General features: G+C 39.3%; 24 protein-coding genes. 15 read left to right on the top strand and 9 right to left on the bottom strand.

Annotation, left to right across the window (positions count from 1 at the left end; genetic code table 11):
- The first annotated feature begins 14 nt into the window (after positions 1–14).
- The 3 genes from PQ460_RS17675 to PQ460_RS17665 all read left to right on the top strand — a co-directional run bounded on the left by PQ460_RS17675 (position 15) and on the right by PQ460_RS17665 (position 3,112).
- The gene (locus PQ460_RS17675; RefSeq protein WP_069327184.1) at positions 15–665 is read left to right on the top strand and encodes an amino acid ABC transporter permease; all 651 of its coding nucleotides are present in this window, start codon (positions 15–17) and stop codon (positions 663–665) included.
- A 160-nt stretch (positions 666–825) separates the two neighbouring features.
- Positions 826–2,190, top strand: a complete 1,365-nt coding sequence (locus tag PQ460_RS17670; protein WP_274170619.1) for a sensor histidine kinase — start codon at positions 826–828, stop codon at positions 2,188–2,190.
- A 1-nt stretch (position 2,191) separates the two neighbouring features.
- Positions 2,192–3,112, top strand: coding sequence for a response regulator (locus PQ460_RS17665; RefSeq protein WP_273615337.1), 921 nt, complete (start codon positions 2,192–2,194; stop codon positions 3,110–3,112).
- 130 nt (positions 3,113–3,242) lie between these two features.
- On the opposite strand, the gene PQ460_RS17660 is transcribed toward PQ460_RS17665, so the two are convergent.
- Positions 3,243–4,040 (bottom strand): Cof-type HAD-IIB family hydrolase, encoded by a 798-nt coding sequence (locus PQ460_RS17660; RefSeq protein ID WP_273615338.1) that lies wholly within the window; start codon positions 4,038–4,040, stop codon positions 3,243–3,245.
- 30 nt (positions 4,041–4,070) lie between these two features.
- The gene (locus tag PQ460_RS17655) at positions 4,071–5,072 is read right to left on the bottom strand and encodes a lipoate--protein ligase (protein ID WP_274170618.1); all 1,002 of its coding nucleotides are present in this window, start codon (positions 5,070–5,072) and stop codon (positions 4,071–4,073) included.
- 429 nt (positions 5,073–5,501) lie between these two features.
- Here PQ460_RS17655 and PQ460_RS17650 point away from each other — a divergent pair, with 429 nt between their 5' ends.
- A complete protein-coding gene (locus PQ460_RS17650) occupies positions 5,502–5,708 on the top strand; it encodes a hypothetical protein (RefSeq protein WP_274170617.1) in 207 nt (68 codons plus the stop codon).
- Here the strand turns inward: PQ460_RS17650 and PQ460_RS17645 are convergent.
- Positions 5,676–7,367, bottom strand: coding sequence for a methyl-accepting chemotaxis protein (locus PQ460_RS17645; RefSeq protein WP_273615340.1), 1,692 nt, complete (start codon positions 7,365–7,367; stop codon positions 5,676–5,678). The genes PQ460_RS17650 and PQ460_RS17645 overlap by 33 nt on opposite strands.
- A 509-nt stretch (positions 7,368–7,876) precedes the next feature.
- Here PQ460_RS17645 and PQ460_RS17640 point away from each other — a divergent pair.
- Together PQ460_RS17640 and PQ460_RS17635 are read left to right on the top strand one after the other, a co-directional pair.
- Positions 7,877–9,274: an L-cystine transporter gene (locus PQ460_RS17640; protein ID WP_274170616.1), complete on the top strand. Its 1,398-nt coding sequence runs from the start codon at positions 7,877–7,879 to the stop codon at positions 9,272–9,274.
- 300 nt (positions 9,275–9,574) lie between these two features.
- Positions 9,575–10,342 carry a queuosine precursor transporter gene (locus PQ460_RS17635; protein ID WP_274170615.1) on the top strand — a complete coding sequence of 256 codons (768 nt, stop codon included), beginning with the start codon at positions 9,575–9,577 and terminating at the stop codon, positions 10,340–10,342.
- Positions 10,343–10,491: 149 nt separating this feature from the next.
- Here PQ460_RS17635 and PQ460_RS17630 read toward each other — a convergent pair whose 3' ends face one another.
- A complete protein-coding gene (locus PQ460_RS17630) occupies positions 10,492–11,580 on the bottom strand; it encodes a M24 family metallopeptidase (RefSeq protein ID WP_274170614.1) in 1,089 nt (362 codons plus the stop codon).
- 277 nt (positions 11,581–11,857) lie between these two features.
- Positions 11,858–12,364, bottom strand: a complete 507-nt coding sequence (locus PQ460_RS17625) for a DinB family protein (RefSeq protein ID WP_274170613.1) — start codon at positions 12,362–12,364, stop codon at positions 11,858–11,860.
- A gap of 220 nt (positions 12,365–12,584) precedes the next feature.
- Between PQ460_RS17625 and PQ460_RS17620 the strand changes: the two genes are divergently transcribed.
- Genes PQ460_RS17620 through PQ460_RS17610 form a run of 3 tightly spaced genes read left to right on the top strand, consistent with a single transcriptional unit; the run spans position 12,585 to position 14,459 of the window.
- A complete protein-coding gene (locus tag PQ460_RS17620; protein ID WP_273615345.1) occupies positions 12,585–13,553 on the top strand; it encodes a DUF4261 domain-containing protein in 969 nt (322 codons plus the stop codon).
- Between the two features lie 9 nt (positions 13,554–13,562).
- The gene (locus PQ460_RS17615) at positions 13,563–14,063 is read left to right on the top strand and encodes a hypothetical protein (RefSeq protein ID WP_273615346.1); all 501 of its coding nucleotides are present in this window, start codon (positions 13,563–13,565) and stop codon (positions 14,061–14,063) included.
- A 24-nt stretch (positions 14,064–14,087) separates the two neighbouring features.
- Positions 14,088–14,459: a hypothetical protein gene (locus PQ460_RS17610; protein ID WP_274170612.1), complete on the top strand. Its 372-nt coding sequence runs from the start codon at positions 14,088–14,090 to the stop codon at positions 14,457–14,459.
- A gap of 65 nt (positions 14,460–14,524) precedes the next feature.
- Here PQ460_RS17610 and PQ460_RS17605 read toward each other — a convergent pair whose 3' ends face one another.
- Complete coding sequence (locus tag PQ460_RS17605) at positions 14,525–14,947, bottom strand: threonine/serine exporter family protein (RefSeq protein WP_273615348.1); 423 nt, start codon at positions 14,945–14,947, stop codon at positions 14,525–14,527.
- Between the two features lie 29 nt (positions 14,948–14,976).
- Positions 14,977–15,702: a threonine/serine exporter family protein gene (locus PQ460_RS17600; RefSeq protein ID WP_273616257.1), complete on the bottom strand. Its 726-nt coding sequence runs from the start codon at positions 15,700–15,702 to the stop codon at positions 14,977–14,979.
- A 466-nt stretch (positions 15,703–16,168) separates the two neighbouring features.
- Between PQ460_RS17600 and PQ460_RS17595 the strand changes: the two genes are divergently transcribed.
- From PQ460_RS17595 to PQ460_RS17580, 4 genes are all read left to right on the top strand, one after another.
- Positions 16,169–16,876, top strand: a complete 708-nt coding sequence (locus tag PQ460_RS17595) for a DUF4241 domain-containing protein (RefSeq protein ID WP_273615349.1) — start codon at positions 16,169–16,171, stop codon at positions 16,874–16,876.
- Positions 16,877–16,977: 101 nt separating this feature from the next.
- Positions 16,978–17,415: an HD domain-containing protein gene (locus PQ460_RS17590; protein ID WP_273615350.1), complete on the top strand. Its 438-nt coding sequence runs from the start codon at positions 16,978–16,980 to the stop codon at positions 17,413–17,415.
- Positions 17,412–18,140: an HAD family hydrolase gene (locus tag PQ460_RS17585; protein WP_274170611.1), complete on the top strand. Its 729-nt coding sequence runs from the start codon at positions 17,412–17,414 to the stop codon at positions 18,138–18,140. The genes PQ460_RS17590 and PQ460_RS17585 overlap by 4 nt, the downstream gene beginning before the upstream one ends.
- Before the next feature lie 210 nt (positions 18,141–18,350).
- Positions 18,351–20,216, top strand: a complete 1,866-nt coding sequence (locus PQ460_RS17580; protein ID WP_274170610.1) for an S-layer homology domain-containing protein — start codon at positions 18,351–18,353, stop codon at positions 20,214–20,216.
- Between the two features lie 112 nt (positions 20,217–20,328).
- Here the strand turns inward: PQ460_RS17580 and PQ460_RS17575 are convergent, their stop codons facing one another.
- Both PQ460_RS17575 and PQ460_RS17570 read right to left on the bottom strand, forming a co-directional pair.
- Positions 20,329–22,425, bottom strand: coding sequence for a YheC/YheD family protein (locus PQ460_RS17575; protein WP_274170609.1), 2,097 nt, complete (start codon positions 22,423–22,425; stop codon positions 20,329–20,331).
- 62 nt (positions 22,426–22,487) lie between these two features.
- The gene (locus PQ460_RS17570) at positions 22,488–23,474 is read right to left on the bottom strand and encodes a Gfo/Idh/MocA family protein (RefSeq protein WP_274172958.1); all 987 of its coding nucleotides are present in this window, start codon (positions 23,472–23,474) and stop codon (positions 22,488–22,490) included.
- A 321-nt stretch (positions 23,475–23,795) separates the two neighbouring features.
- On the opposite strand from PQ460_RS17570, the gene PQ460_RS17565 reads away from it, so the two are divergent.
- Positions 23,796–24,872, top strand: coding sequence for a sulfate ABC transporter substrate-binding protein (locus PQ460_RS17565; RefSeq protein ID WP_274170608.1), 1,077 nt, complete (start codon positions 23,796–23,798; stop codon positions 24,870–24,872).
- Entirely contained in the window at positions 24,872–25,738 is an 867-nt protein-coding gene (cysT, locus tag PQ460_RS17560) for a sulfate ABC transporter permease subunit CysT (protein ID WP_274170607.1), read from the top strand. Before PQ460_RS17565 ends, cysT begins: the two co-directional genes overlap by 1 nt.
- The last annotated feature ends 22 nt before the right edge of the window (positions 25,739–25,760 follow it).

Raw genomic sequence — 25,760 nt, 5'->3', positions numbered from 1 at the left:
AAGGAGGGCAATCTATGGATTTCATAGGAGCATATTCACCGGATAACTTGCGCTTTCTTATGGAAGGGCTGAAAATAACACTTTTTGTAGCCTTTATCGCTATTATACTTAGCTTTGTAATCGGCTGTATTGTCGGTACGATTCGGTACGCTAAAGTACCTATTTTATCACCAATATTAATGGTTATAGTAGAAGTCTTGCGTAATTTGCCATTATTGCTTATTATTTTGTTTGTACAGTTTGGCTTGCCAGAGATTGGTATCAAAATGACGATCACCTTTGGAGCGATTGTAGCGTTAACTGCTTTTGAAGCTTCGATGATTTCGGAGATTGTACGTGCCGGTCTAACTTCAGTTCCCAAAGGACAAGTAGAAGCTGCACGTTCTTCAGGGCTTACACAAATGCAAACGTTATGGCATATTGTGTTACCACAAGGACTACGCAAAATGGTTCCACCATTAGTGAGTCAATTTATTTCACTGCTTAAAGATACGTCGTTAGCTGTTATTATTTCGCTTGCGGAATTGGTACACAATGCACAGATTATTATGGGACAAAATTCAAATTACCCGATTCCCATCTTATTATTAATCGCTGTTATTTATTTTGTGATTAATTATGCGCTATCGCTAATTTCCAAACGGTTAGAAACCAAAACAGCTTAACATGGATCATTATGTGTGTCTTTATATCACCGGTTTCCGCAGGGAAGCCGGTTTTTGGTATGTGAAATCAAGATTTGTAAGTAATTTGTAAAAGTATACAGCCTGAAAGGGAAAATGTATGATACCATATAAACAATTTCAAAATACTTTTTATAAGCTAATGACAAAGGTAAAGTACTCGTTAGTCAATCAGCAAGTCGCAGCAGAAACCAGTTCCAGAGGAGCGGAAGGACGGATGGCGACTTTTTTTAAAAATGAAAAAATCCAGATCCTTACTGTAGCAATTGGTACAGCAGTAGCAGGAGAATTTAAAATCAATCCGGTACAAGGTGATCTGTTTCGTATTGGTCTGGGTGGTAGTGCTTTTCTATTATTAATGTTATTGATGAATCGTCTGCCTTATTTGAAAACAGGGGTATTTACTGCTTTGACGGTAGTTGTGTTTCGGATGGTGTTAGATTTTATTTCGGCACCTCATTTATTTTCAATCGAAGAAAGTGGACGTGTGCATACTTCAGCAGGGTTGTACTATATGACTTTTGCTATTGGAATGTTTGTTATTCAAAGTCGACTTCCTCAGATGAATCTACTGTTATTAAGTGGAGTGACTGCACTTATCGACTTTGGCTCTAATACGGTCGAAATGATCTGTCGCTGGGGACTTACAGGTAGTGATATTATGATTCCAGCTACATGGGGCTATATTTTTCTAGTCGCTGTTATTCGTGGATTTTTTACGACTGGATTATATAGCAGTATCGCTGTCAGTCAGATTCGTGCGCTTCATAGTGAACAGAAAAAGCGGATGGAACAGATGTTAGCTGTTAATGCAGGCTTATATGGTGAAGTGTTTTATTTACGCAAATCGATGGATACGATAGAACATCTAACCAGTAGTAGTTACCGATTGTATACCGATATGAAGCGAGAAGGTCTGACAGAATACAGTCAACGACAACTGAGTATTACCCAGGAAATACATGAAGTCAAAAAAGACTCACAACGTATTGCCGCAGGCTTACTCAAATTATTTGATCAACAATCAAAAACGGTATTATCACTGTTCGAAATTCTCGATTATACAATACGCGGCAATCGTAAATATGCCACGATGTTAGATAAAAAAGTAACATTTACCGCTCGTTTAGAAGTGAATTATAGTACTTCTGAATATATTCCTTTGCTCACGATATTGAACAATTTGACATCTAATGCTGTCGAAGCTTTGGGTGAAAAGGGTTCGATTGAGGTCAGTGTATGCGAACAAGGACAAGATACGGTACTAACTGTGTATGATTCGGGTAAAGGAATAGAGCAACAAGCACGTGAATTGATTTTTGAACCTGGATTTACGACTAAATTTGCTCAAGGTGGAAGTGCGGCTACAGGCATAGGGCTTTCTCATGTACATGATATTGTATCTTCGCTAGGAGGACGTATTCAACTACAAGAAGCAGATACATCACTATGGAAAACAGTCTTTGAAGTGAAATTACCAACGTTATTGTTGAAAAAGGGGGAATAAGATGGCTTTATCTTTTTGTATTGTAGATGATGATCCAGCAACTCGTGCGATGCTTGAAAATATCATCAAAGAAAGTCAGCTTGGCGAAGTGATTGGTACAGCACGCGGTGGGGAAGAAGGAACACGCATTATTTTGGAGACGCATCCTGATGTAGTGCTAATCGATTGGTTGATGCCGGATCAAGATGGATTAGAAACGATTACCCAATTGAAGCGTCAGGGCTATCATGGCAAATACGTTATGATCTCGCAGATTGAAAATCAAGAAATGGTAGGCGAAGCTTATCAATCCGGGATTGAATTTTTTATTCGTAAGCCGATCAACCGGATAGAAGTAGAATCAGTACTGTCTCGGGTGAGTGAGCATACAGAAATCAAGCATTATTTGAATGAACTCAAATCATCTTTATCCAAATTGGATACCCTTAGTCAGATATCACCTCATACGTCTTCTTCTACATCTGTGAAGCCTCGAACAGTCGATGATATGGTACGTCCTATTTATATGAATCTAGGGATCGTAGGCGAATCAGGATGTGGTGATTTGACAGCGATTATGGAGATCCTTTTGGAACAACAAGGTAAGCCAGGTTCATTTCCGCCTCTTCGACAATTGTATGAAGCCGCAGCGAGTCGTTACAAGCATACTCCACGCGAAGTCGATAAAGAAGCCAAAGCGATTGAGCAACGCATCAGACGGACAGTGACAACAGCGCTGAATCATTTAGCTTCGATAGGGCTAACCGATTATGGTAATCCCAAGTTTGAACATTATGCGCCACTGTATTTCGACTTTGAAGATATTCGTGCCAAAATGAAAGAAATCGATGAAGAGCGAGACGATGGCAAAAGCAAAGTCAGTATCAAAAAGTTTTTGCAAGTGTTATATCTAGAAGCATTGGATCAGATGAAAAATAGATAATAGAGTCAGAACGCATAAAAAAGCACCTTCCGAAGAGTATAGGATTATCTAGCACATAATGATGCAGATGATCCTATACTCCTTGGCAAGGTGCTTGTTTGTTACATACGATTTTCAGATGAAAGATATATTAAGCGTTCAAAATAAATTTCTCGATTACTTCTTTTACGCCATCTTCATTATTGCTAGCAGAGATGTAATCAGCAATATCTTTTAGAGGTTGAATCGCATTACCCATCGCTACGCCTAGACCCGCTACTTCTAACATTTCATGATCATTCCAAGAATCACCTACAGCGATTGCATTTTTTAGATCGCAATTGAAATAATCTGCAAGGAACGTGAGTGCAGCCCCTTTGGTTCCTTCTTTGTGCATAATTTCAAGAAATTGAGGTTTGGACTTGGTGATATGAACACTGTCGCCTAGCAATTCACGCAAAATAGGTTGTAATTCATCTAAAAATGCAGGATCATCAATAATCAGCATTTTGGGTGTAGGTTGCTCAATCAATTTGTTGAAGTCAGGTTCGATATGGTACTGTGTACCGTTCAATGTTGCATAATCAATCAAATGTTGATTTACTTCACGCGCATATAATTTATCATCGATATAGGTTTGCAAATGCAAATTGTGTTCGATGCAATATTCAAATAATTTACGAGCGGCTTCGATCGGTACATAACGCTCATACAATACTTTTTCATCCATCAAGTTTTTAACCAATGCTCCTTGATACGTAATAATCGGTACATTGAGTCCTGTTTGACGAGCGATCGCTTGAGCAGAAGCGTAAGCACGACCTGTAGCGAGTGTCACCACTACATCTTTGGCTACAGCTTGTTCAAGAGCAGTCTGTGTAGCAGGTGTTACTTCTTTATTATCATTGATCAGTGTATCGTCGATATCGATTGCGATTAATTTATACATGTAGGTAACTCTCCTTTTATCTATCTCATTCTAGTCTTGCAAAAATACTAATCCTACAAATTCCTCTAATTCAATATTACCAAAATAGTGCTTAATATCTGTATCAGCAAGTGCGGTCTGTACTGCACTTTCTTCATAACGCTGACCACGCAATTTATTTTCAATATCCGCTACATCGCCTATACCGAAAAAGTCACCATAGATTTTGATCTCATGAATATGACCGTCTTTGATATCCATACGTAGATCGATAATCCCTACAGGGAATTTGCGAGTATGCTTGATATTGGATTCAGGTGATTGACCATAGTTCCAATCCCAGTTACGGTAACGTTCGGCAGAGATTTCGTGGATTTTTTTCCAATCGTCTTCTGTCAGTACATATTGAGGCACTTCGGAAGGTTCGACACCGAAAATATGGCGTAAAATATCGTCACGGAATTGCTCCATCGTTAACGGCTTTTCCAAAAACTCGGTGATATTTGCTACACGACTACGAACCGATTTGGTACTTTTGGATTTGAACTTCTCTGGATTTACTTTAAGAGCAGATTGTACATTATCCAGTTCAGAATCAAACATCAATGTACCATGGCTGAACATCCGTCCACGTGTAGAAAATTGTGCATTTCCTGAAATTTTGCGTTCACCGACTTGAAGATCATTACGTCCAGACAATTCAGCATTAACGCCAAATTGGTGCAATGCTTCAACCACCGGTTGAGTAAACTTACGGAAGTTATGGAACGATTGACCGTCATCTTTGGTCAAAAAGCTAAAACTTAAATTCCCTAGATCATGGTACACTGCTCCACCACCAGAAAGACGACGCACGACATGAATATGATTTTCTTTTACATATTCAGCGTTAATCTCTTCGATCGTGTTCTGATGCTTACCGATAATGATTGAGGGTTCATTAATATAAAAAAGCAGGTAGCTATCATCCATTGGCAAATGTTTAAGTACGAATTCTTCGATTGCCAGATTGATGGTTGGATCGTGAATTCCCTGATTATCAATAAAAAGCATGATTCTTCCTCCGTTTGTACTCATCATTAACAGATTTTTATCAAAAAGTATGGTAAATTGTCTGCTTTCTTATTGTAAACCAAACAATAGGAAAATATAAGGGGGAGGGGAATTGAAAAGGGGGTGGGTTGGGAGCTGAGAAGGCTGCGGGGATCAGTTCTTCTTGTCGTCGCTGTTGTAAAGGAATCCCTTTGAATAACCGCTTAGCGGTCGGGATTTCTTTACAAAGGCGAGCGCTTCGCTCTTTCAGAAGAATTGATCCCCTCCGCTGGGTATCGGCTGGGGAGAAAATGCTCAAACCCGGGGGAGAAGGGCAGAAAAGATAAGGTGGTACAGGGAGTGGGGGATGAAAATAGGTGGGGGAGTGAAGTGTGGAGGTGTAATAGAAAAGAGCGTGAACAAGAAAGATGAAAAAAATTAGTATAGGGAATGGATATAGATGGTGGGATATTAAGAGAGGTTAATAGGGATTTGGTGGAGGGGGAAAGAAAAGATGAGCGTGATGGTGGATTTGAAAGAAAAGACCAGTATAGCTTGATGGCTATACTGGTCTGGATGGGATTTGTGGATGTAAGTTTTTTTAGTATATGGTTGGCAAATGGATTAGATTTTGAATTTGCTCACGATATTTTGTAGAGATAGAGCTTCGTTGTTGAGTTCGCGCATGATTTCCACATAAGCTAACATTTCGCCGGATTGACGTTCGGCGTTTTTGGCGATGGCTTTGACGTTGGATAGGGATTTGTGAGTGATTTCGGCAGTTTCGTCGACTGAAGCGCTCACTTCTTCTGAACCAGCAGAGATTTCTTGGGTAGCAGCTGATGCAGATTGAACAGTTTGGTTCGCGATTTGCATCATTTCGACAAAGCGATTGAAAGCTTCGCCTGCTTGTTGAACTAACTCTGTTCCTGATCTGACTTCGTTATTAACGATATCCATTGATTGTGTCGATTTTTGAGATTCTTCGCGAATCGATTCTAACGCTTCTTCGATTTCATAAGTAGAGTGACGGGATTGCTCAGCAAGCTTACCTACTTCTTGAGCAACAACAGCGAATCCGCGTCCATGTTCGCCTGCACGAGCGGCTTCAATCGAAGCATTCAGGGAAAGCATGCGGATTTGTTTAGTGATATCGCTCATTGCTACTAGAATTTGACTGATTGATTCAGAACGGTCGATTAATGTCTGTACAGATAATTTGGTATCCTGTACTGCTTGCTCAACAGAACCCATTTGTGTAACAGCTTGTTGTGCCATTTGGTTACCGGTAATCGCGCTGTCTGAAGCATCACCGATCTGTTCTGAAATTTCAGCGGTAGACGAAGCAATATGCTGAATACCTGTAGTGATTTCTTCCATCGCACGTGCATTTTCAGAAGTGGTATTAGCGATCATTTCACTACCCGATTCGATACTGGTTACAGATTGAACCGATTGATCCACCATATGTTGCATTTTGTTTAAGCGTGTAGTTAATGCTTCTGTACCTACAGCTACTTTGTCTGAACTATCCAATACTTGATGAACCATTGTTCGCAAGTTCTCGGTCATCAGGCGGAATCCACGAGCCAATTGAGCAATCTCGTCATTTCCTGTCATTTTGATCTCTTGTTGTAGATTACCTTCTGCGACTAGACGAGTATGACGAACCAGACGGGCAAGAGGAAGAGTGATTTTACGACTGAATTTGTAAGCGACCCATAGACATACGGCAAGAGCTACAATCGCTACAATTACAGTTGTCCAAATTAAGTTAGAAATAATTCCATTTACAAAACTAGCATCCATACTAGCTGCTACAATTACTGAACTACCCGGTACACGATAATAATAAGTTACTGTAGAACCAGCATCGGTCTGATACAAGTCTGTCAAAAGCTTGCCTTGTGACATTGCAGTATTGATATTGTCACTTAGTTGAACTTCTTGCTTGTCTTTAAAATTTTTGGAGCTATTCGCTACAGCTTCTACAACGGCTTTATTTTCTTCAATACGAAGTAGATATAGATTATCCAATTGATAGGCTTGAAGTTGAGTTTCTAAGTATGTTTCGATCTTCATGATCTCGCCACTGTTGCCTTGTGCTGCTTGCATAGCTTGTGTATTATCCATTCCTTTGATAATACCATCCATAGCGATATTCAAGACTTGACGGAATTGAGGAACTACATTTTGATTGATTATTCTTTGAGTCATAAAGAAAAAGAAAAGACTGAGTACAATACAGACTGCTACAATAAGTAAAGCGAACGTCACCATAATTTTACGGCTAATAAATTGATTGATTCTGAACATGCAAACTTACCCCTTCCCATACTTAAAAACAGTTACTCTTTCTTTCATCAAAAAGTAGCTAAACAACCTTTTCCAACTGACCCCTAGTGACGTGACAAAATGTGACATAGATAATTGCGCAAATATTCCAAGTAAAACAAACTAAATATACAATTCTATGTATATTTTAAGTAAAAAGAACTATATTTATTCGACCCCTCTCAATATCCATCCTATTTAAACAGGTTTATCTGTAAAAATGACATGAATAATTGCGTATATAAGCTTAAAGTACTGAGTAAAAAGATACAAATAATTATCTATATTATATCAATCGACCACTGTTTGAATAGGTATTTTTTCATTTATTTAGCTATAAAACTAATTTTTTTCTATAAAAAGCGCAAAAAATGTAGAAAAAGCATGATGAATATATCTTATAAATAACCCTACCTGTTTACTAGACATTATGCTAAAATGAAATGCGACTCGCTATTCAGTCACTACATATATAACAAAGGGGTGTCAAAATGAATGTTTTGCTAGTTATTGTGAATATAGCTGTTCTGATCTTACTGATCGTTCTTCTCGGTTGGATGCAGAAAAAGCATATTTCATTTACAAAAAGAGTATTTGCCGGGTTAATCCTTGGTATTGCATACGGAGTAGTCTTGCAATGGATCTATACGCCGGATTCAGAAGTGATCTCTGACTCTATGGAATGGTTTGATCTTGTAGGTAGTGGCTATGTAGGATTATTACAAATGGTCGTTATTCCACTTATTATGGTATCGATCATTATGGCGATTCTTAATCTGAGTGGTAAGCAAAATCTAGGTAAAATCAGTGGTTCGATTATCGGGGTATTGCTATTCACTACTGCAATTGCTTCAGCGATAGGAATTACAGTAGCGCTTGGATTCAATCTAACTGCTCTTGATATTCCTGCTGGTGAAGCGGAACAGCAACGTGGCGTGATATTGCAAGAACGTTTAGGTGATGTAGAAGACATGTCATTGCCTGCACAGTTGTTAGAATTTATTCCGACTAATCCTTTTGCAGATATGACAGGCTCTCGTCGTTCTTCTACGTTAGCAGTTGTTATTTTCTCAGCATTTGTTGGGGTAGCAGCGTTGGGTCTTATACGCAAAAATCCAAAACAAGGTGAGATGTTCCAGAATATGATGGGAGCGATCTACGGTGTGGTTATGCGCATGGTAACGATTATTCTGCGCCTAACGCCTTACGGTATTTTAGCTCTTATTGCTAAAATGGTTGCAACGACAAGTGGTCAAGAAATACTGAAATTGATTAACTTTGTAGTGGCTTCTTATGTAGCTTTGATCGCAATGTTTGTTGTTCATCTGATTATTTTAGCAATCTCAGGTCTGAATCCAGTTCAATATGTTAAAAAGATTATTCCTACACTTACATTTGCTTTTACTTCCCGTTCAAGTGCGGCTACGATTCCAATGAATGTAGAAACACAAACGAAGAAGTTAGGTGTATCCGAAGGGATTGCTAACTTATCTGCTAGCTTTGGAGCGACTATCGGGCAAAATGGATGCGCAGGTATTTATCCATCTATGCTAGCGATTATGATCGCACCAATGGCGGGCATCAATCCATTAGATTGGCAGTTTATTTTGACATTGATCGCAGTGGTTACAATCAGTTCATTAGGTGTAGCTGGTGTAGGCGGTGGAGCTACATTTGCAGCATTGATCGTATTGTCTACGATGAATCTACCGGTTGCTCTAGCAGGTCTATTGATCTCTGTAGAACCATTGATCGATATGGGGCGTACAGCACTGAATGTTAGCGGATCAATGACATCTGGCGTAATTAGTAGTAAATTGCTAAAAGAACAGAATAAAGAGGTATACAATCAACCTGATCGTGATCTGGATACAGCAGAAGCTTCTTAATCGTAAATAATCATTCATTTTAGCGTATATGCAATAATAGATAAACATTCAAAAAGTCTATTCCTTATCGTTATAGATAAAGAGTAGACTTTTTGGGTTTTAATAAAGTGGTAGGATTGATATGATGCCTGTTATTTTCAGCTCAAAAGAAGATCAATATCTATAATGACATATCTTTTATGGAAAAATTAGTTATAATAGTTGGCAGCTTGCTTGCTCGTATGATAAAGTAAAACAGGTTTTCAGTGATTGATCCGCGGTTCGTAACCATCCCGCGTTATCAAAACTAGGGGGAAAAGTATGTTCAATATATGGTGGGGCATTTTATTTGTTATCGTCAATTATGGATTGTTTACGTTATGTTATCGGTTATTTGGAATTAAAGGAATGTATGCTTGGATTGGGGTTGCTACAGTACTCGCTAACGTTCAAGTGATCAAAACGATTGAATTGTTTGGCGTTGTGACAACACTTGGTAATACGATGTATGTGAGTATGTATTTAGCAAGCGATCTGTTGAATGAAAAATTTGGACCCAAAGTAGCAAGAAAAGCGATTTGGTTTGGATTTTTCACTTTGATCATGACGACGATTATTATGCAAATGGTTTTAGAATTCGATGCTTACGGTGTCGATGGGATGAGTGAAGCACAGTCTGCGCTAATTACTATTTTTGGTCAGCTTCCTAGATTGATGGTAGCTAGTCTATCAGCGTATTTAATTAGCCAATTTCTAGATGTACGTCTATATACATGGTTGCGCCAATTGTTTCCTGCGCCACATCAATTATGGATACGTAATAACGGAAGTACAATGATCAGTTCATTTGTCGATACACTGGTATTTTGTAGTATTGCTTTCTTGGGTGTATACGAATGGCAAGTTTGGATTGAAATATTTTTAACAACGTATATTCTTAAATTCGTACTTACCGCAGCAGGTACACCGTTCTTGTACATTGCACGAGGTATGAAAGTAGCAGAAGAAGACAAACCGTTAATGATTAGCTACCAGATCGCTAAAGAAAAAGAAGCAGAAGCAGAAACACAAGAAGTAGCCAAGCCATAATATAAAAAAGACACGCAATCCAGAAAAGATTAACTGATCTGGAGCGTGTCTTTTTTGTATGAAATAAACTAACAGCATATAACGTACAGCTATAAAAAATATCAAAAACCAACAATAATAATCAGAAATAGTATATGCAGAGGTGCAAATTAACCTAAAATTGTTAACTCTTTAGGGAATGAACTTAGTACTTCTACACCATCCGCAGTCACAATAACATCATCTTCGATTCGTACGCCACCATGACCTGGAATATAGATACCCGGTTCGACAGTGAACAATACACATTCTTGCAATAGGTTTTCATTTTGACCATGTACAGAAGGATATTCATGAGTATCCATACCTAATCCATGACCAAGACGATGGACAAATCGAGAACCATATCCAGCTTCTGTAATCACATCACGAGCAGCTTTGTCGATAGAGGCAAAAGTTACTCCTGGCTTAGTCGCTTGAATAGCAGCTTCATTAGCAGCTAGCACTGTATGATAGACTTTATTCAGTTCAGCATCGATTTCTCCAATAGCAAATGTACGCGTGATATCTGAAGCATATCCATCTGCAAATAGACCAAGATCGAACATCAATAATTCATTTGCAGCAATTTTACGAGTACCCGGTACGCCATGAGGAAGAGCAGTATTCGGACCGGATAGAACCATCGTATCAAAAGCAGGTTTTTCAGCACCTACTTTTTTCATCTGATATTCAAGTTCAGCGACTAATTCTATCTCTGTTACTCCAACACGTACACTGGATAGACCACGACGTAATACTTCTTCGATCAATTGGATAGAATGTTTCATCCGCTTCACTTCGTCCGGTGATTTGCGTGATCTCATTGAATTAAGCATACTGCCGATATCTTGATACGAAGTTGCCCCGAGTACTTCTGACAGTTGTTCATATCTCGCAACAGATAAATTTTCTTTTTCAATACCCAGATTGCCAATACTACCTTTGACACATTGTTTCAACCGTACATAAGGATTGTCTGTATCCGTATGTGTCTCTATACGTGGGACGCTAGAAGCGCTCCGAGCTTTGTCTTCATCAAGTGCAGGTAATAGTAAAAAGGCTTCGTCTCCATCTGGAATAAAAAGCCCTAAAAAGCGTTCATGTGGATCACTGGCGAATCCAGTAAGATAGTATACATGTTTGGGATCGGTAATCAGTAAGCTGTCCAATCCATTTGTTTGCATATGTCCACGAATTTTGGCGATTCTGTCGTCCATGTGTATAGTCCCCTTATCGTTTATAGAATACGTTGTCACATTATATCTATTTTAACGTGGAATAGCTGTTAGGACAAATACGTACAAGATCCAGCACTTCTATCATCTCATTTATCCTAACGATCTGGTACATAGTATAAAACGATCTGATACGTATTATAGATTAAAAAAACCTTCTCTTATAGAAGAGAAGGCTTGTTAGAAAGCAGGATTACTTCTGGATCATTGCTCATATCAAGGATTATCTATGTGATCTTTAAGATAAAGGATATGCCTATTAATGATATTGTGATAATTCTGCTTCGATTTCTTTCATTTGCTCTAAATGACGCTGTTCGTGAAGTCCAATAAATTCAGTCCATTCTTGCAAAGTAAGGGGACCGAATATAGGGTGATCCATCGTACGATTTTCCAGCATCACTGGATCTATACTTTCGATCAATTCAACAAAAAGTTCGCGTGAACGTATCAGTCTTGTCTGCAATTCAATCAGTGTACAGTGCTTATCAGCAGGTACCAGGGCAGCAGGTGCAGGCGTATGACGATTGCGATCCAGAGTAAGATGAAATGGAGTCGACGGCATAGAAGAAGGAGCTGGATTGTTTTCTGCTACTTTTATTCGTAATCTTGCTGTAATTGCCGTTTCCATCAGATACAAATGTTCTAACACCTGTGCTATCGTCCATTTATTAGGCTGACTATGTTCATTCATTACATTTTCATCAATAGCATTTGCAAAATTCCAAATATCTTCACGTACTTTAATTGTATTGGGATGAATCATATTCATGACCTCCTTGGCTGTTAGCCTATAAGTCTATTTAAACATACTTCACCCTTTACAATCCAATCTGACCAAATCATAGGTTTACGTTAACACATAGGAATTGTATGATAAAAGACGAACATCTGTTACCAGTAAATCATAGAATAATGCGCCGACTACATAAAAAAAGGTTAATACTACTTAAGCGAGCCATTGAGCGAAAGGGGAAAGATATGTTATGAGTATGAATGAACACGATCATAATGAGCAAAATGAACAAGCTGATGAGGATTTTGGATTTTTTAATATATACTCTGCACAATTGCTATATCGTACACCACCCACTATAGATCGAGATATACTGTATGCCAAAGTACAGGAATATACAGGGCCTCTTCATACCATTGTAGACGATGAAGGAACCGAACAAGAATCACTGGCTGTATGGGAAGCTAACCCTACTGATGATGTGGAGACAGAAGTAGACCCGAAAGATTATTACCATTTTTTCCATCTCAATCATATCATCAATTATGAAGATGGAGACTTGCCTGTACAAACGGTGCTTATGCCTTCAGAAACGCCAATTCAAGTGGAATCCTATGCGACTGCTTTACAGCAATCATGGCACTGGCAAGAAGCTTCGGCGGTCGTTGAGCAATGCCAATATGAATTGATGTTGACCGATATGATGGCACGCGGGCTACCTCATCAACAGCGTCTACAACTTTTTAATCAAGTGTTGCGTGCTATACTTGAAGTTGCTCCATGTGATGCAATTTACTGGCGTAGCAGTGATAAAATGATTCAACCGGAAGCTTTTTTAGCTGCTCTACAAGAAGAACAAGATCTGTATGGCGCGCTAAATATTCGATTGTACAATATTCAATCCGAGCAACAACGTCAAGAGATGGTTATGGATAGCTGTGGGTTAGCTGCGCTCGGTGTGCCGGATGTGCAGTGTCACTTTTACGATATGAATCCGAATGAAGTGGCTGGTTTCTTGATGGATATTGCGCACTATCTATATGAACAAGGCGATATTATTACCGATGGAGAAACGATTGGACAAGATGAAGAACAGCGCTGGACGTGTGAGCATCAATTTTCATTGATTGCCCCTCGTAGAGTAGTGATCGATCTTAATCCGGGTAATCTTTATTATGCAGGAGTACAGGAATCTAGTCGTTCCCAAAGTCAGGAGTAGATCAAGGTTATGGAATATTACCGTTTGAGCTATGAAGAGAATGATGAGAATTATTATTTTGAAATTAATGAAGAACAGACGGTATTGCGTGAAGTGATCGAAGATGAAGAACGGTGGATCGTATCCAGTCAACGTGATGAAGAGCTACATTTTTGTCTATATGATCAACAGTTTGATCAAGATATGAATCAAGCGATTCGGGAAGATATTTCAGCCGAAGAATTTGAAAAAGTATGGCAAGAAGCAATGAAGCCTTATATGAAAGATTGGGAAAAGACGCAACAAACATTTAAAGTAGGCGATCATGTTAAAGGCATCGTTGAAGTTATTTATCCGCAAGGCATTATTTTGAGTCTACCGAATGATGCGCTAGGTGTGATTAACGTAGGCGACTGTGTCAAAGGGATTCCTGCCGAAAGCTTATATCCGGGGCATTTGTTAAAAGCAGTCGTTGCTGGATTTGATCATGTGAATCTATGGATTCGGTTAGAACAAGGTACGATTGTCTAGTGATAAAATTCAAGGAGGTTGCGCATGGATAAGCAATCGATCGAAGCTTTGAAAATAAAATTGCAACAAGGATCATTACTGCCTGCTTCTTTGCTTAAAGAACTAGACAGTGCATCGTACCTAGAGTATCGAGATCGTGCTGATTTTGATACCGAATGGATCGGTGCTTATCAGAAATTAGAGCGAGATCGTCTTACCGAAGCAGAGCAAGCACAGATTACCGAATGGAGCCGCTTAGCTTTTACACAGGTGATGCAAGGTGGCGGAGATTCGGATCTAGCGGCGTATGTAAGCGATGATATCGATATGATTTGTACTGCTTCCATATTAGAAGTGGAAGATCAGTTTATTGATCGCTTAATTGAAGATTATAGCGCAGAACGGTTGCCCGTATAATCATAAATAGAATATCCTGTTAATAGCATTGCATCCGAGATAAAATATAAAAAATACGCCGGGATCTATTTGATCACGCGGCGTATCATTTGATTCAGAACTTCGGATAACACTAGACCAAGAGCGATAGCACCGGATATCATAGCGGCTTGAGCGGCTAATTCCATAGCTACAGCATAATTGTTTTCAACAAATTTGCGCATAGCGTTGTAGGCAAGTCCTCCAGGAACAAGTGGAATAATACCGGCTACACTAAAGATAATCACAGGTGTTTTGTACATACGAGCAAAAATCTGACTGACTCCACCAACAATAACAGTTGCGATTAGAGAAGCGGAGACAGGAGTCAATGTTTCATACAGCAATATATACACCATCCAGCCTAACATTCCTGAGATGCCACATTGTAGTAAAGAAGCTCGCGGAGCATTGAAAATAATACCAAACCCTGCCGAAGCAATAAAGCTGGTAATTAATTGCGCCAGCATAATGCATATAACCTTCTCTCATTCTAAATTCAATAGATAAATGTTAACACAATCGCTACTCCTGATCCGGTCGCAAAAGCGGTTAAAAGCGCATCGGCTCCTTTGGAAATACCGGATACCAAATGACCTGCCATCAGATCACGAATCGCATTGGTGATAAGTAACCCGGGAACAAGTGGCATAATAGAACCGATAATAATTTTATCCAGTTGATCGCCCCAGCCCAAATTAATAAATATAGCCGCTAATAATCCGATCAGAAATGCCGCAGACAATTCAGCGAAAAACTTTACTTGTACCCAGCGGTGTAAATAAAGTGAAGCCGCATAACCTACCCCACCTGCTACAATAGCAGGCAAAAAGTCGCTCCAACTTCCTTGAAACATAATGCTAAAACATCCACTAGCAATCGCTGCTGCAATAATTCGCAAACGAACACTGTATTCACTTGGTGCAGCTTCAATCACTTTTAATAACTCATACGCTTCATTGACATTCAATTCCCCGCTACTGATACGGCGTGACACCAGATTCACTTGAGCAATTTTGTGTAAATCGGTTGTCCGTTCTGCAATACGTATCAATTTAGCAGGATCTGTTCCATTGGTAGAAAACATAATCACTGTAGGGGTTACATAACTGTGGGACCCGGGAATACCGAGCGTCTCTGCAATACGAATCATCGTATCCTCTACCCGATAAGTCTCTGCACCACTTTGCAACATAATTTTACCGGCCAGCAGACAAGTATCCATAATTTCAAAAATCGCCCGACTGATCGTTGATGGTTGATCCAAAGCTATTCTCCGTTCTAAGCGCTTGGAACTATAAGCGCGAATTCTTCTATTCAAATCAAAAGTGATTTTTGCAAAGCAAAATATCTTACATCTAGCGCTTGGCACCATAAGCGCGAGTTTTTCTATTCAAATAAAAAAATGATTTTTGCAAAGCAAAATATCTTACATCCAGCGCTTGGCAATCCAAACGCGACAAAGCAATATTTTCTGAATGAACTCTTGTTACAGCATCGTATCATATTATGCTTGATTCTACGCTATCATTCAATGGTAAATGTGAGGTTTATGCGAGTAATGCAGATATTGCACTCAATATCCAAAAATTTTAAGTGAAAATTCAAAACTTTTTGATCATAACATGTACCGTATTCTTTAAATAGGAGTATAATGGGAAATAATCTACATCTGATTGGAGGAAAAGAAGATGGGCGAGGTTCTTAAAGAAAGTAAGGTGCTGGAAGAAGTTTTTAAAGACGGATTTGCCTTAGAACAAGTTAAATTATGGAGAGGCCAGAGACGTAATCTTGCTTTTTATACCAAGTCTATCGGGGAACTGCGTGTGATAACCGGCAAAATTGTAGCCGATGATCCATACAGCTTGATCGAATCTACACCTTTTGTACAGACTTTCCCCACAGGTTCTTTTCCAATAGAATTATCTATTGCTCGTATTACCGATCCAACAGATCGGCATAAAGATCATGTAGATGAACGGATTGCTTTTGCACGCATTACGTTTAGTCAAGCTCCTGTTGCTAGATGGGTAGGTGCAGAGCGTGAAGTTCAGCCAGATGCTAGCTTATATCAAATGGATGAACATGAACGTTGGGGGTATGCAGTGGATTCTGGCACAGGTAGTTTTCTAGATGCCGAAGCATATGCATGGCTTTCTTTTCAACAAGAACAAGAAAATCCTGAAGTGGCTCAAGAATTAATGGAAGCATGGGAATTAGCAGCAGAAGAGTCCTATCTTCATACACGAAGCTGGCTGGTGCAAGAACTGGATAACGGGCATAATATCGCACTGTTTTCTAGCGGTTTTGGTAACGGTATTTACCATAGTTATATCGGTTATGATAGCGATGGTCAATGTGTACAATTGTTAACTGATTTTAATGTATATCCTGATTAATTGATAACGTTCAGCCGGGTGAAGTGATTCATCCGGCTATACGTGTGTAATAAATAACATGTGTATCAACATAATCACTCTAACCAAAGGATGTGAATAAGATGAGTAATTTAGATCGTGCTATTATTTTAGCGACCCGTGCGCATTCAGGGCAAACAGACAAATCAGGCTTACCTTACATTTTACATCCATTGCGCGTGATGTTAAAAATGACGACTGAAGAAGAACGAATTATTGCTGTTTTGCATGATGTGTTGGAAGACACCGATGTAACAGCTCATGATTTATCTGCTGAAGGGTTTTCTAATGAAATTGTAGAAGCTGTCCAAGCATTAAGTCGTAGTGAAGATGAAGATTATCATGAATTTGTAAAACGTGCTAAAAAAAATTCATTAGCTCGTCCAGTCAAAATTGCCGATATTGAAGATAATATGGACCCGTCACGTATTTTGAGCTCAACAGACAAAGATATGGAACGTATCAGTAAATATGGTAAAGCGCTGGATGAATTAATGACCGAGGAGAATCCGACCCATTGAATCCACAACAAATAGGTATCTTTTTTGACGTTGATGACACGTTATACGATCATTTGCAACCGCTCTTTGAAGCATTGCAAACAGTGATTCCAGACCAACAGGAGTCATTATCGTATAGCGATGTGTATCAACGTTTTCGTTATTATAGTGAAGTGTTAGTATCGCCTCAGAATCCTCATGCTCTTTCGTTAGAAGAAATGCGTTACCAGCGCTTCATTTTGACTTTGAAGGAATTTGAGATTGAGATCAATGAGCAACAAGCTAAGCAGATGCAGGAGATTTATTTAGGATGCCAGTACGATATTCGTCCGTATGATGGGGTAGTCGAATTGATTCATGAATTGATGGATCAAGGCTACACGGTGGGCTTATTAACCAATGGGCCTGCTGAACATCAATGGAAAAAGATTTGCGCATTACATATGGATCAAGTATTTGCGCGTGATCGAATATTTATTTCAGGGGAGATTGGTTTGGAAAAACCTGATCCTGCTATATTTGCTTATGTCAATCGACAGACAGATACAGTGCCGGAATATAGCTACTTTATCGGTGATTCCTGGCGTAATGATGTAGTGGGGGCCGTTAGTGCTCACTGGCATATGATCTGGTTCAATGCTCGTCATGCGATTCGTGAATCGGATCATCAGCCAGATACAGAAGCTGTCAACTATACAGAGATTCGCGCTCAGCTACTAGCGATGATCGCTACACAACTATCTTAATATCATATTATTACAATTTAGAATAAGAAAATATAAAGAAAAAGCAAAGACACTATCTATGTCTTTGCTTTTTCTTTATATTTTAACAATATTCGCTAAAATTCTATTCAAAAAAACGTATAAAATCCCGATAAAAATACAATATATTAATAAGTTAAGTATTTTAAACCGTTACGTTATATTCATTAGGGAGAAGGCGGATCATTAAGTATGAAAAATACAAACAAAGAGAATTCTACAGTCAAAAAGGTCATGCAAATCGCAGGTACTTCTATTCTGGCGACTGGATTAGTCGCAGCACCAACTGTAACAGGAGCACAAAGTCTATCATCGCCTTCTACTTCTTCCAGTTCATATCAGACTTCTTCAGACCAACCTACCGTATACAATGGTAATTCAATGCTTTATTTTGAGCAAAATTTCTTTGGTAGCTCTTCTTCTTTGACACATGGAGAAAGTGGAGCAGCTCCAATCGCGAAAAGTTTAAGCTTTATCATCAAAAAATCAACAGTATTTAGCAGTCAGTTACAAGCTACAGATGAAGAAACTAACGACAATCTAACATATCATTTACTGACTCAACCACAACAAGGGAAAGTCGTATTAACCAATACATCTACAGGTACATTTGAATATTCTGGAACAGTTGTCGGAACATACACTTTTACGTATAACGTTACTGATCCACAAAACAATCAATCAGAAGTCGCTACAGTAACAATCGAAGTGAAAAAAGACAAAGAAGATAAAGATCCTTCATCAAGTACACCGACAACACCAGCACCAACTACGCCTTCTACACCTACACCTGTGGCGGCACAACCGGTAACTATTGATGCAGTACATTCAACAAAAGATACCAATGGAACAGCAACAGGTAGTAATAGTGAACGCACCAAAGGTGCAGCAACCTTATCCAAGTCGGACGATAATAGTGCTGTACTTGATCTGATCTACGATCGTGTTCATGCAGCTACCGAAGTCGCCGCGCCGAAAGAAACGATTACGATTGCTGCTAATGCAATTACAGGTAAGCAACAATATCAATTTAATTTTGCAGGTAATGTGGTGCAATCATTAGTGGCCAAGCAAAATGGATTAGCGATTCAAACAGGGGATGTTCGCATCTATGTGCCAGCATCTGCATTTACCAATGTTAATCGCAATCTCAATCTGAGTAATAACACTACAGCGAATTGGACGATCAAAGCTGAAAAAGTATCACCTGCGTCGTTCAGTAACTGGGCAGGCAATCCGGTCACTACAGCAGGTGGAACATATCAAGTCAGTGTTCAAATCGATAATGATGGTACAGTCAATACACTTAATAATTACAACAATCGTTATGTACAATTAAGTGTAGCTGCTCCTGAAAATGCTGCTAGCGATGATCAATATATTGCATTATCTACCGATAGCGATGGAAGTACGCATGTAGTTCCTGTTTTATTTGATAATCAAGGTCAAGCGAGTATTCATAGCCTGGAAAATGGGACATTTACGATTGTCAAAGTCAATCCTTCCAACAATGTGACCAATGCTTCACCAGAATTGAAAAAATTAGTCGATAAACAAATTATTCCGGTTAGCAATCAAGCTACAGTGGCTAATGATGGATTGTTAACACGCGGACAATTGGCTTCCTATCTAGTCAATGCACTCGGTATAAATGTGAATAGTGCTCCAGCTTCAACATTCACTGATATTGATCCATCATCATCGGAAGCCAAAGCAATTCAAGCACTTTATCATGCGGGTGTATTACGCGGAATATCAGCTACTCAATTTGCTCCGAACCGTACGATTAGCAAAGAGCAACTGGCTGTTATTTTAACACGAGCCGCTTCTGCTTATGGATTGGATCAAAGCAGTAACGCTAACAATATGGCAAATGCTAGTAACAATTCATCCAGCCAATGGGCAAAAGCAGAATTAGATCAAGCGATCTCTTCAGGGAATAATACAGGTGTAGAATCTGCTAAAGGATCCGCATTAACAGCTTCTCCAACTACGACCCAGTCTGAAGGAGCAACTATGCTGGTGAAATGGCTACAAGATTCAGGGCTTCTTAATTAATGATCGTAACCGCATAGAAAGCAACAAAAAACCGGAATATTCACTGCTGATCTATACCAGCAGGATATTCCGGTTTTATTTTTGTATATAAGCATAACAGATTACTTTCTGATTAAGATAAGGGCTTATACAAAGAGATTGCATAAGGAACTGCATATTTAGCAGCTTCAAAAGCATGAAATGAATTGCCAATTCGGTTAAAATTCGCTTCAAATATCCAAATATTACGCTGCTTATCGACTCCCAGATCAATCGCCACTTCAGGGAAGTTACGTCCCAGACGTTTCTCAAGATGAGTTGCTGTCTCGATCGCTAATTGACGAACACGACGATCCATTTGTTGTCCTGGCGCTTCGCCGTATTCCATATTTAAAAACCAGTCCCATTTGGTAGATAAACGTAACGTTTGAGCATGATTAGTCACTTTACGATACGTGGATACGGCAACAAAAGGTTGTACAAAAGCAACTTTCCATTGTCCTTCACCAACTTTCATCACATGGGTGCGTAGATGAAAAGGATGACCTTCTGTAGTAGAACTATCTACAAACTGTTGAAAAATATAACCTTTACCTAATGACATACGGACAAAATGATCCAGTTGATCAGCATCTAAGTAATGCAGATACGATTGATCATAAACTTCATAATCTGACTCCCGCTGCTGAATATTAAATATATTTTGCCCGTGTGAGCCAGTATCAGGTTTGAGAACGGTATTTTCATACTGCTCCATAAATTCCACCACTTGATCAGATTGTTGCATATCGTGAAAAGGAATCACCGATGCCGATACGATCTCAGAAGCATCTGCTAGTAGACGATATATATGCACTTTACTCATCGAACCGCTTTTCAATTCATGAGTAGCAGGAATCGAAGCCATCGCATCATACATACGAGAATAAGCAGCAATTCCTCTTTTTTTCAATCGATCAAATACTACATCAGGATAACGACACGCATAAGGAACAAATCCGCCTTGTTCCCATACATAACCTAATAGCCGTTGTTGCCGAAAAAAGATATCATCAGCATAGATGCGTACTAATCTGGCTCCATTAACAGCAGCAACAGCAGCGCAAGCTTCGATAAAATTCTCATCACTATCATTGCCATGATGTTCGGCTAACAGTCCAATCATAATCTGATCATCAGGTAGCGAAGGCAATTGCTCCAATATATGATAACGCTGATCTAAATAATGAGCATAACCGATCGTATGCATAGCACGTTCATACTCATGATCACGTGTCTGTGGAGCTGTATTCGCTTCATAGAACCATAACTTTTCTTCATGATCAATCGCTACATCTATTCCTAACTCATCCAAAGGATAATCATACATCGCATCAATATACTCTGCTAATTGCAATCCAATTTCAGGCAAAGTATTGATCCAATAGTCTGCGGTCTGTGGAAATTGTGCTTGTAACCATGATGTCCACAACGCTGTAGTTCCACCCTGACTGTAATTACTTACAACAGTATGCGCTTCACCAATCCGTGGATAGATTCTCGTGATCTGAAAAGTTCCTTGATAATTACGTTGCACATGAATACGAAAATCGAATGGACGATGATCTGTAGTCTGACAATGAATATACGGTTGTACTAGATAATCTTGATGTTCAATCAGCGCCATCAATGACTTCTCTAATCCAGCAGATGTCATAATCTGTTCAGTTGTGACTGTCTGCCATAGAAATTCTTCTTTTCCGGTCATACGTATACTTACAATCCCTTGACCTTGTCGTCCACGATCTGGCTTAACAATCACATGACGATAATGTGATAAGTAATCTTGTAGACTGTGGATATTACGACAGGGTTGTGTAGGAATAACCAGTTGAGCTAAAGATTCCGATTGACTCAAATATTGTTGAATACGCAATTTGCCGTGAATCGGATGTGATGTGAACGTGACCATCCGATTTAACTTTTGTTCTACCGAAGATCGCTCTTTAGGTAGCTTGCCCATTTCGTTGATAACGATATCTGGTAAAGGAAGTGTCTGAATAATCCATTGCCCTGGTTGATCAGGGTCTGGAACCGAAGCAGTAACCTGTTTGTTTTTGAGATCAAGCCCTTTTTCATCGAAAAAAAGAATCTGCACTTGAAGCTCTACTGCCGCATCCACCATAGCCTCTATACGTGCAGAAGGAAGCAACTGCAAAGGATGAGTAGCATGATATATACCAATACTCAAAGGTGATAGACACTCCTTTTATCCAGAAAAGCGTAAGCGCTTATTCTGTTGCTAGTCTGTGATTAGTTAGAATCAGCAGGGAAGACCAGACCTAATTGACGGCGGGCTTCATCCATAATTTCAAATGTAATCAAAGAATGTTCCCATGAATTGATAGACGATTGTTGTCTACCTTCGATAATCAAATTCAAAAACTCACGAATCTCGTAATACATCGGTGGTTCGGATTGACTCACATTAATCTCTTCTTCATATCCGCCACGATACGTAATCGTAATCTGTTGAGGTTCACTGATTTTGTCAATACGTACACTGCCTAACTCACCTTGAATTTCAGAAGGGAGGGAGGAGTCTGTGATTTTGGAATACATTACGACAGCATCCATTTCGTCATAAGACAAAATAATACTACCTTCACCATCGACACCGGATTCTAACATTACCCCTGTCGCTTTCACTTCATTCGGGCGACCGAACATTACTGCAAGCGGATACAGACAATAAACGCCGAGATCCATCAAAGCGCCATTGGAGAATTCAGGTTTAAATGCATTTTGGATATTGCCTTCTTTGTAAGCATCGTAACGAGAAGAATATTGCCCGTAATTTGCAAAATAACGACGTACTTGTCCGATCCGATACAAATTATCATGAATCGCAATATGATTCGGCATCATCGTTGATTTCATCGCTTCCATCAAAGTAACGTTGTTTTGCTTAGCGGCTTCGATCATAGCGCGAACTTCGGTTACGTTAGAAGCCAGTGGTTTTTCACATAATACATGCTTACCATGATTCATACATAGAATTGCTTGCTCTGCATGAAAAGAGTTAGGGCTAGCAATATAGATAGCGTCTACTTGCCCGCTTTCTAGCATTTCTGCAATATCTGTAAACACATGTGGAATATTGTGTTTGCCACCAAATTGTTGTGCACGTTCAAGCGTACGTGAGTACAGTGAAGTAATCTGCAAATCATCATTCCGTTGCGCAGCATCAATAAATCGCTCTGTTATAAAATTAGTGCCTATAATACCAAACCGGATCATGGAATCGTCCTCTCTATTCGTCATATATGGGTACCCCGAAATATGTACGGATACATGTATTCAATATACAATATTATACCCGAGTCACCCTTGATATGACAAAGCATGTTTGTAAAAGAAAAAAGATTCATTTTGGAGATGATATAGATGTTCTTTATCTGAACGCTCGAAATGCTACAAACTTCTATCCAGTTTTACCCAAAAATATAAAAAGTTATATTGATTGTCGATACAAAGCTTGATAAAGTTTCTACATAACAAAGTAAACAGGTAGGAATTATTAAATTTAAGTAGAAAAATCGAAATGATGGGGTGTTGAGATTGAGAGACAATCAAAAGGGAAGTTACAAATTATGGTCTGTATTTAGTGTGTTGCTAAGTTTAGTACTTGTGTTGAGTGCTTGCGGGGGAAATAGTAATGCTACTAACAACGCTGAAGGAAATGCAGGTTCCAGTAAAGATGCGGTAGAGCTACTGAATGTATCGTATGATCCGACACGTGAATTGTATGAAGAATACAATACTGCTTTTCAAAAATATTGGAAAGAGAAGTCCGGTCAAGACGTTACGATCAAACAATCTCATGGTGGTTCTGGTAAGCAAGCACGTTCTGTTATTGATGGTCTCAAAGCAGATGTGGTTACTTTAGCACTCGGTTATGATATTGATGCGATTGCAGACAAAGGATTGCTTGCTGAAGATTGGCAGTCCAAATTTGAACATAATAGTTCTCCGTATACATCCACGATTGTATTTCTTGTACGCAAAGGCAACCCCAAAAATATTAAAGACTGGAATGATCTGATCAAAGACGATGTACAGGTCATTACACCTAATCCCAAAACATCCGGTGGAGCACGCTGGAATTATCTTGCCGCTTATGGTTATGCACTACAACAAAACAACAATGATGAAGAACAAGCAAAAGCTTATCTTGCCCAATTATTCAAACATGTCCCTGTTCTCGATACTGGAGCCAGAGGAGCTACGACTACTTTTGTAGAAAAAGGATTAGGCGATGTATTGTTAGCCTGGGAAAATGAAGCTTTTCTATCTATTAATGAGTTAGGGCCTGATCAATTTGAAATTGTCTATCCATCGATCAGTATTTTAGCAGAGCCGCCGGTTGCTGTTGTAGACAAAGTAGCCGAGCAACATGGTACACAGGATGTTGCCAAAGCATATCTGGAGTATCTCTATTCGGATGAAGGACAAGAGATTGCCGCCAAAAATTACTACCGTCCGATCAATGAAAAGATAGCTGCTAAATACAAAGATACATTTAAAGAAATGAAGTTATTGACGATAGATAAAGATTTCGGAGGATGGAGAGAAGCACAGCAGAAGCATTTCAGTGATGGTGGATTATTTGATCAGATTTATACACCGGGTTCTTAATGAGTACTCAACCTGTTCGTACCACCAAGCTTCGTCCATCCAAAGCACGTACTATTTTGCCGGGGTTCGGATTGTCGATGGGGTTCACGATTGCTTATTTGAGTCTAATTATTTTGATTCCACTGGCAAGTATTTTTATCAAAACGACCGAACTCAGTTGGGCACAGTTCTGGCATACCATTCTTGATCCGCGTGTATTGGCATCGTATCGAATTAGTTTTGGCACTGCTTTTTGCGCGGCAGCTATTAATCTGATATTCGGGCTACTGTTATCATGGGTGCTGGTGCGTTATCGTTTTCCAGGTAAAAAGGTGATCGATAGCTTAATCGATCTGCCGTTTGCTTTGCCAACAGCTGTAGCCGGGATCGCATTAACAACAATCTATGCACCGAATGGATGGATAGGGCAGTTATTTACCCCGCTCGGTTGGAAAATTGCTTATACCCCTCTGGGTATCACGATTGCGCTGATCTTTATCGGTATTCCTTTTGTCGTCCGTACGGTTCAGCCAGTATTGCAAGACTTGAATCAAGAAACAGAAGAAGCCGCAGTGATGTTAGGTGCTTATCGCTGGCGAACTTTTTATCGAGTGGTATTGCCACAATTAATGCCTGCTTTACTGACAGGCTTTGCACTAGCATTTGCTCGTGGGATAGGCGAATACGGATCTGTTGTATTTATTTCTGGTAATATGCCACTCAAAACAGAGATTGCGCCACTGCTCATTATGACCAAGTTAGAACAGTATGATTATGCAGGAGCTACAGCGATTGCATTGGTAATGTTAATTATTTCGTTTTTATTATTATTGCTGATTAATTTTATGCAATGGCGGTTAAATCGCCGCACGATTGAAGGCGGATAGATTGCCAAGAAAGGAGATCGAC

The sequence above is a fragment of the Paenibacillus sp. KACC 21273 genome, from assembly GCF_028736095.1.
In the GTDB taxonomy this organism is placed as follows: domain Bacteria; phylum Bacillota; class Bacilli; order Paenibacillales; family Paenibacillaceae; genus Saccharibacillus; species Saccharibacillus kyungheensis.
Note: the sequence above shows the minus strand (reverse complement) of the source record. Positions and strands in the feature narration are given on the sequence as shown.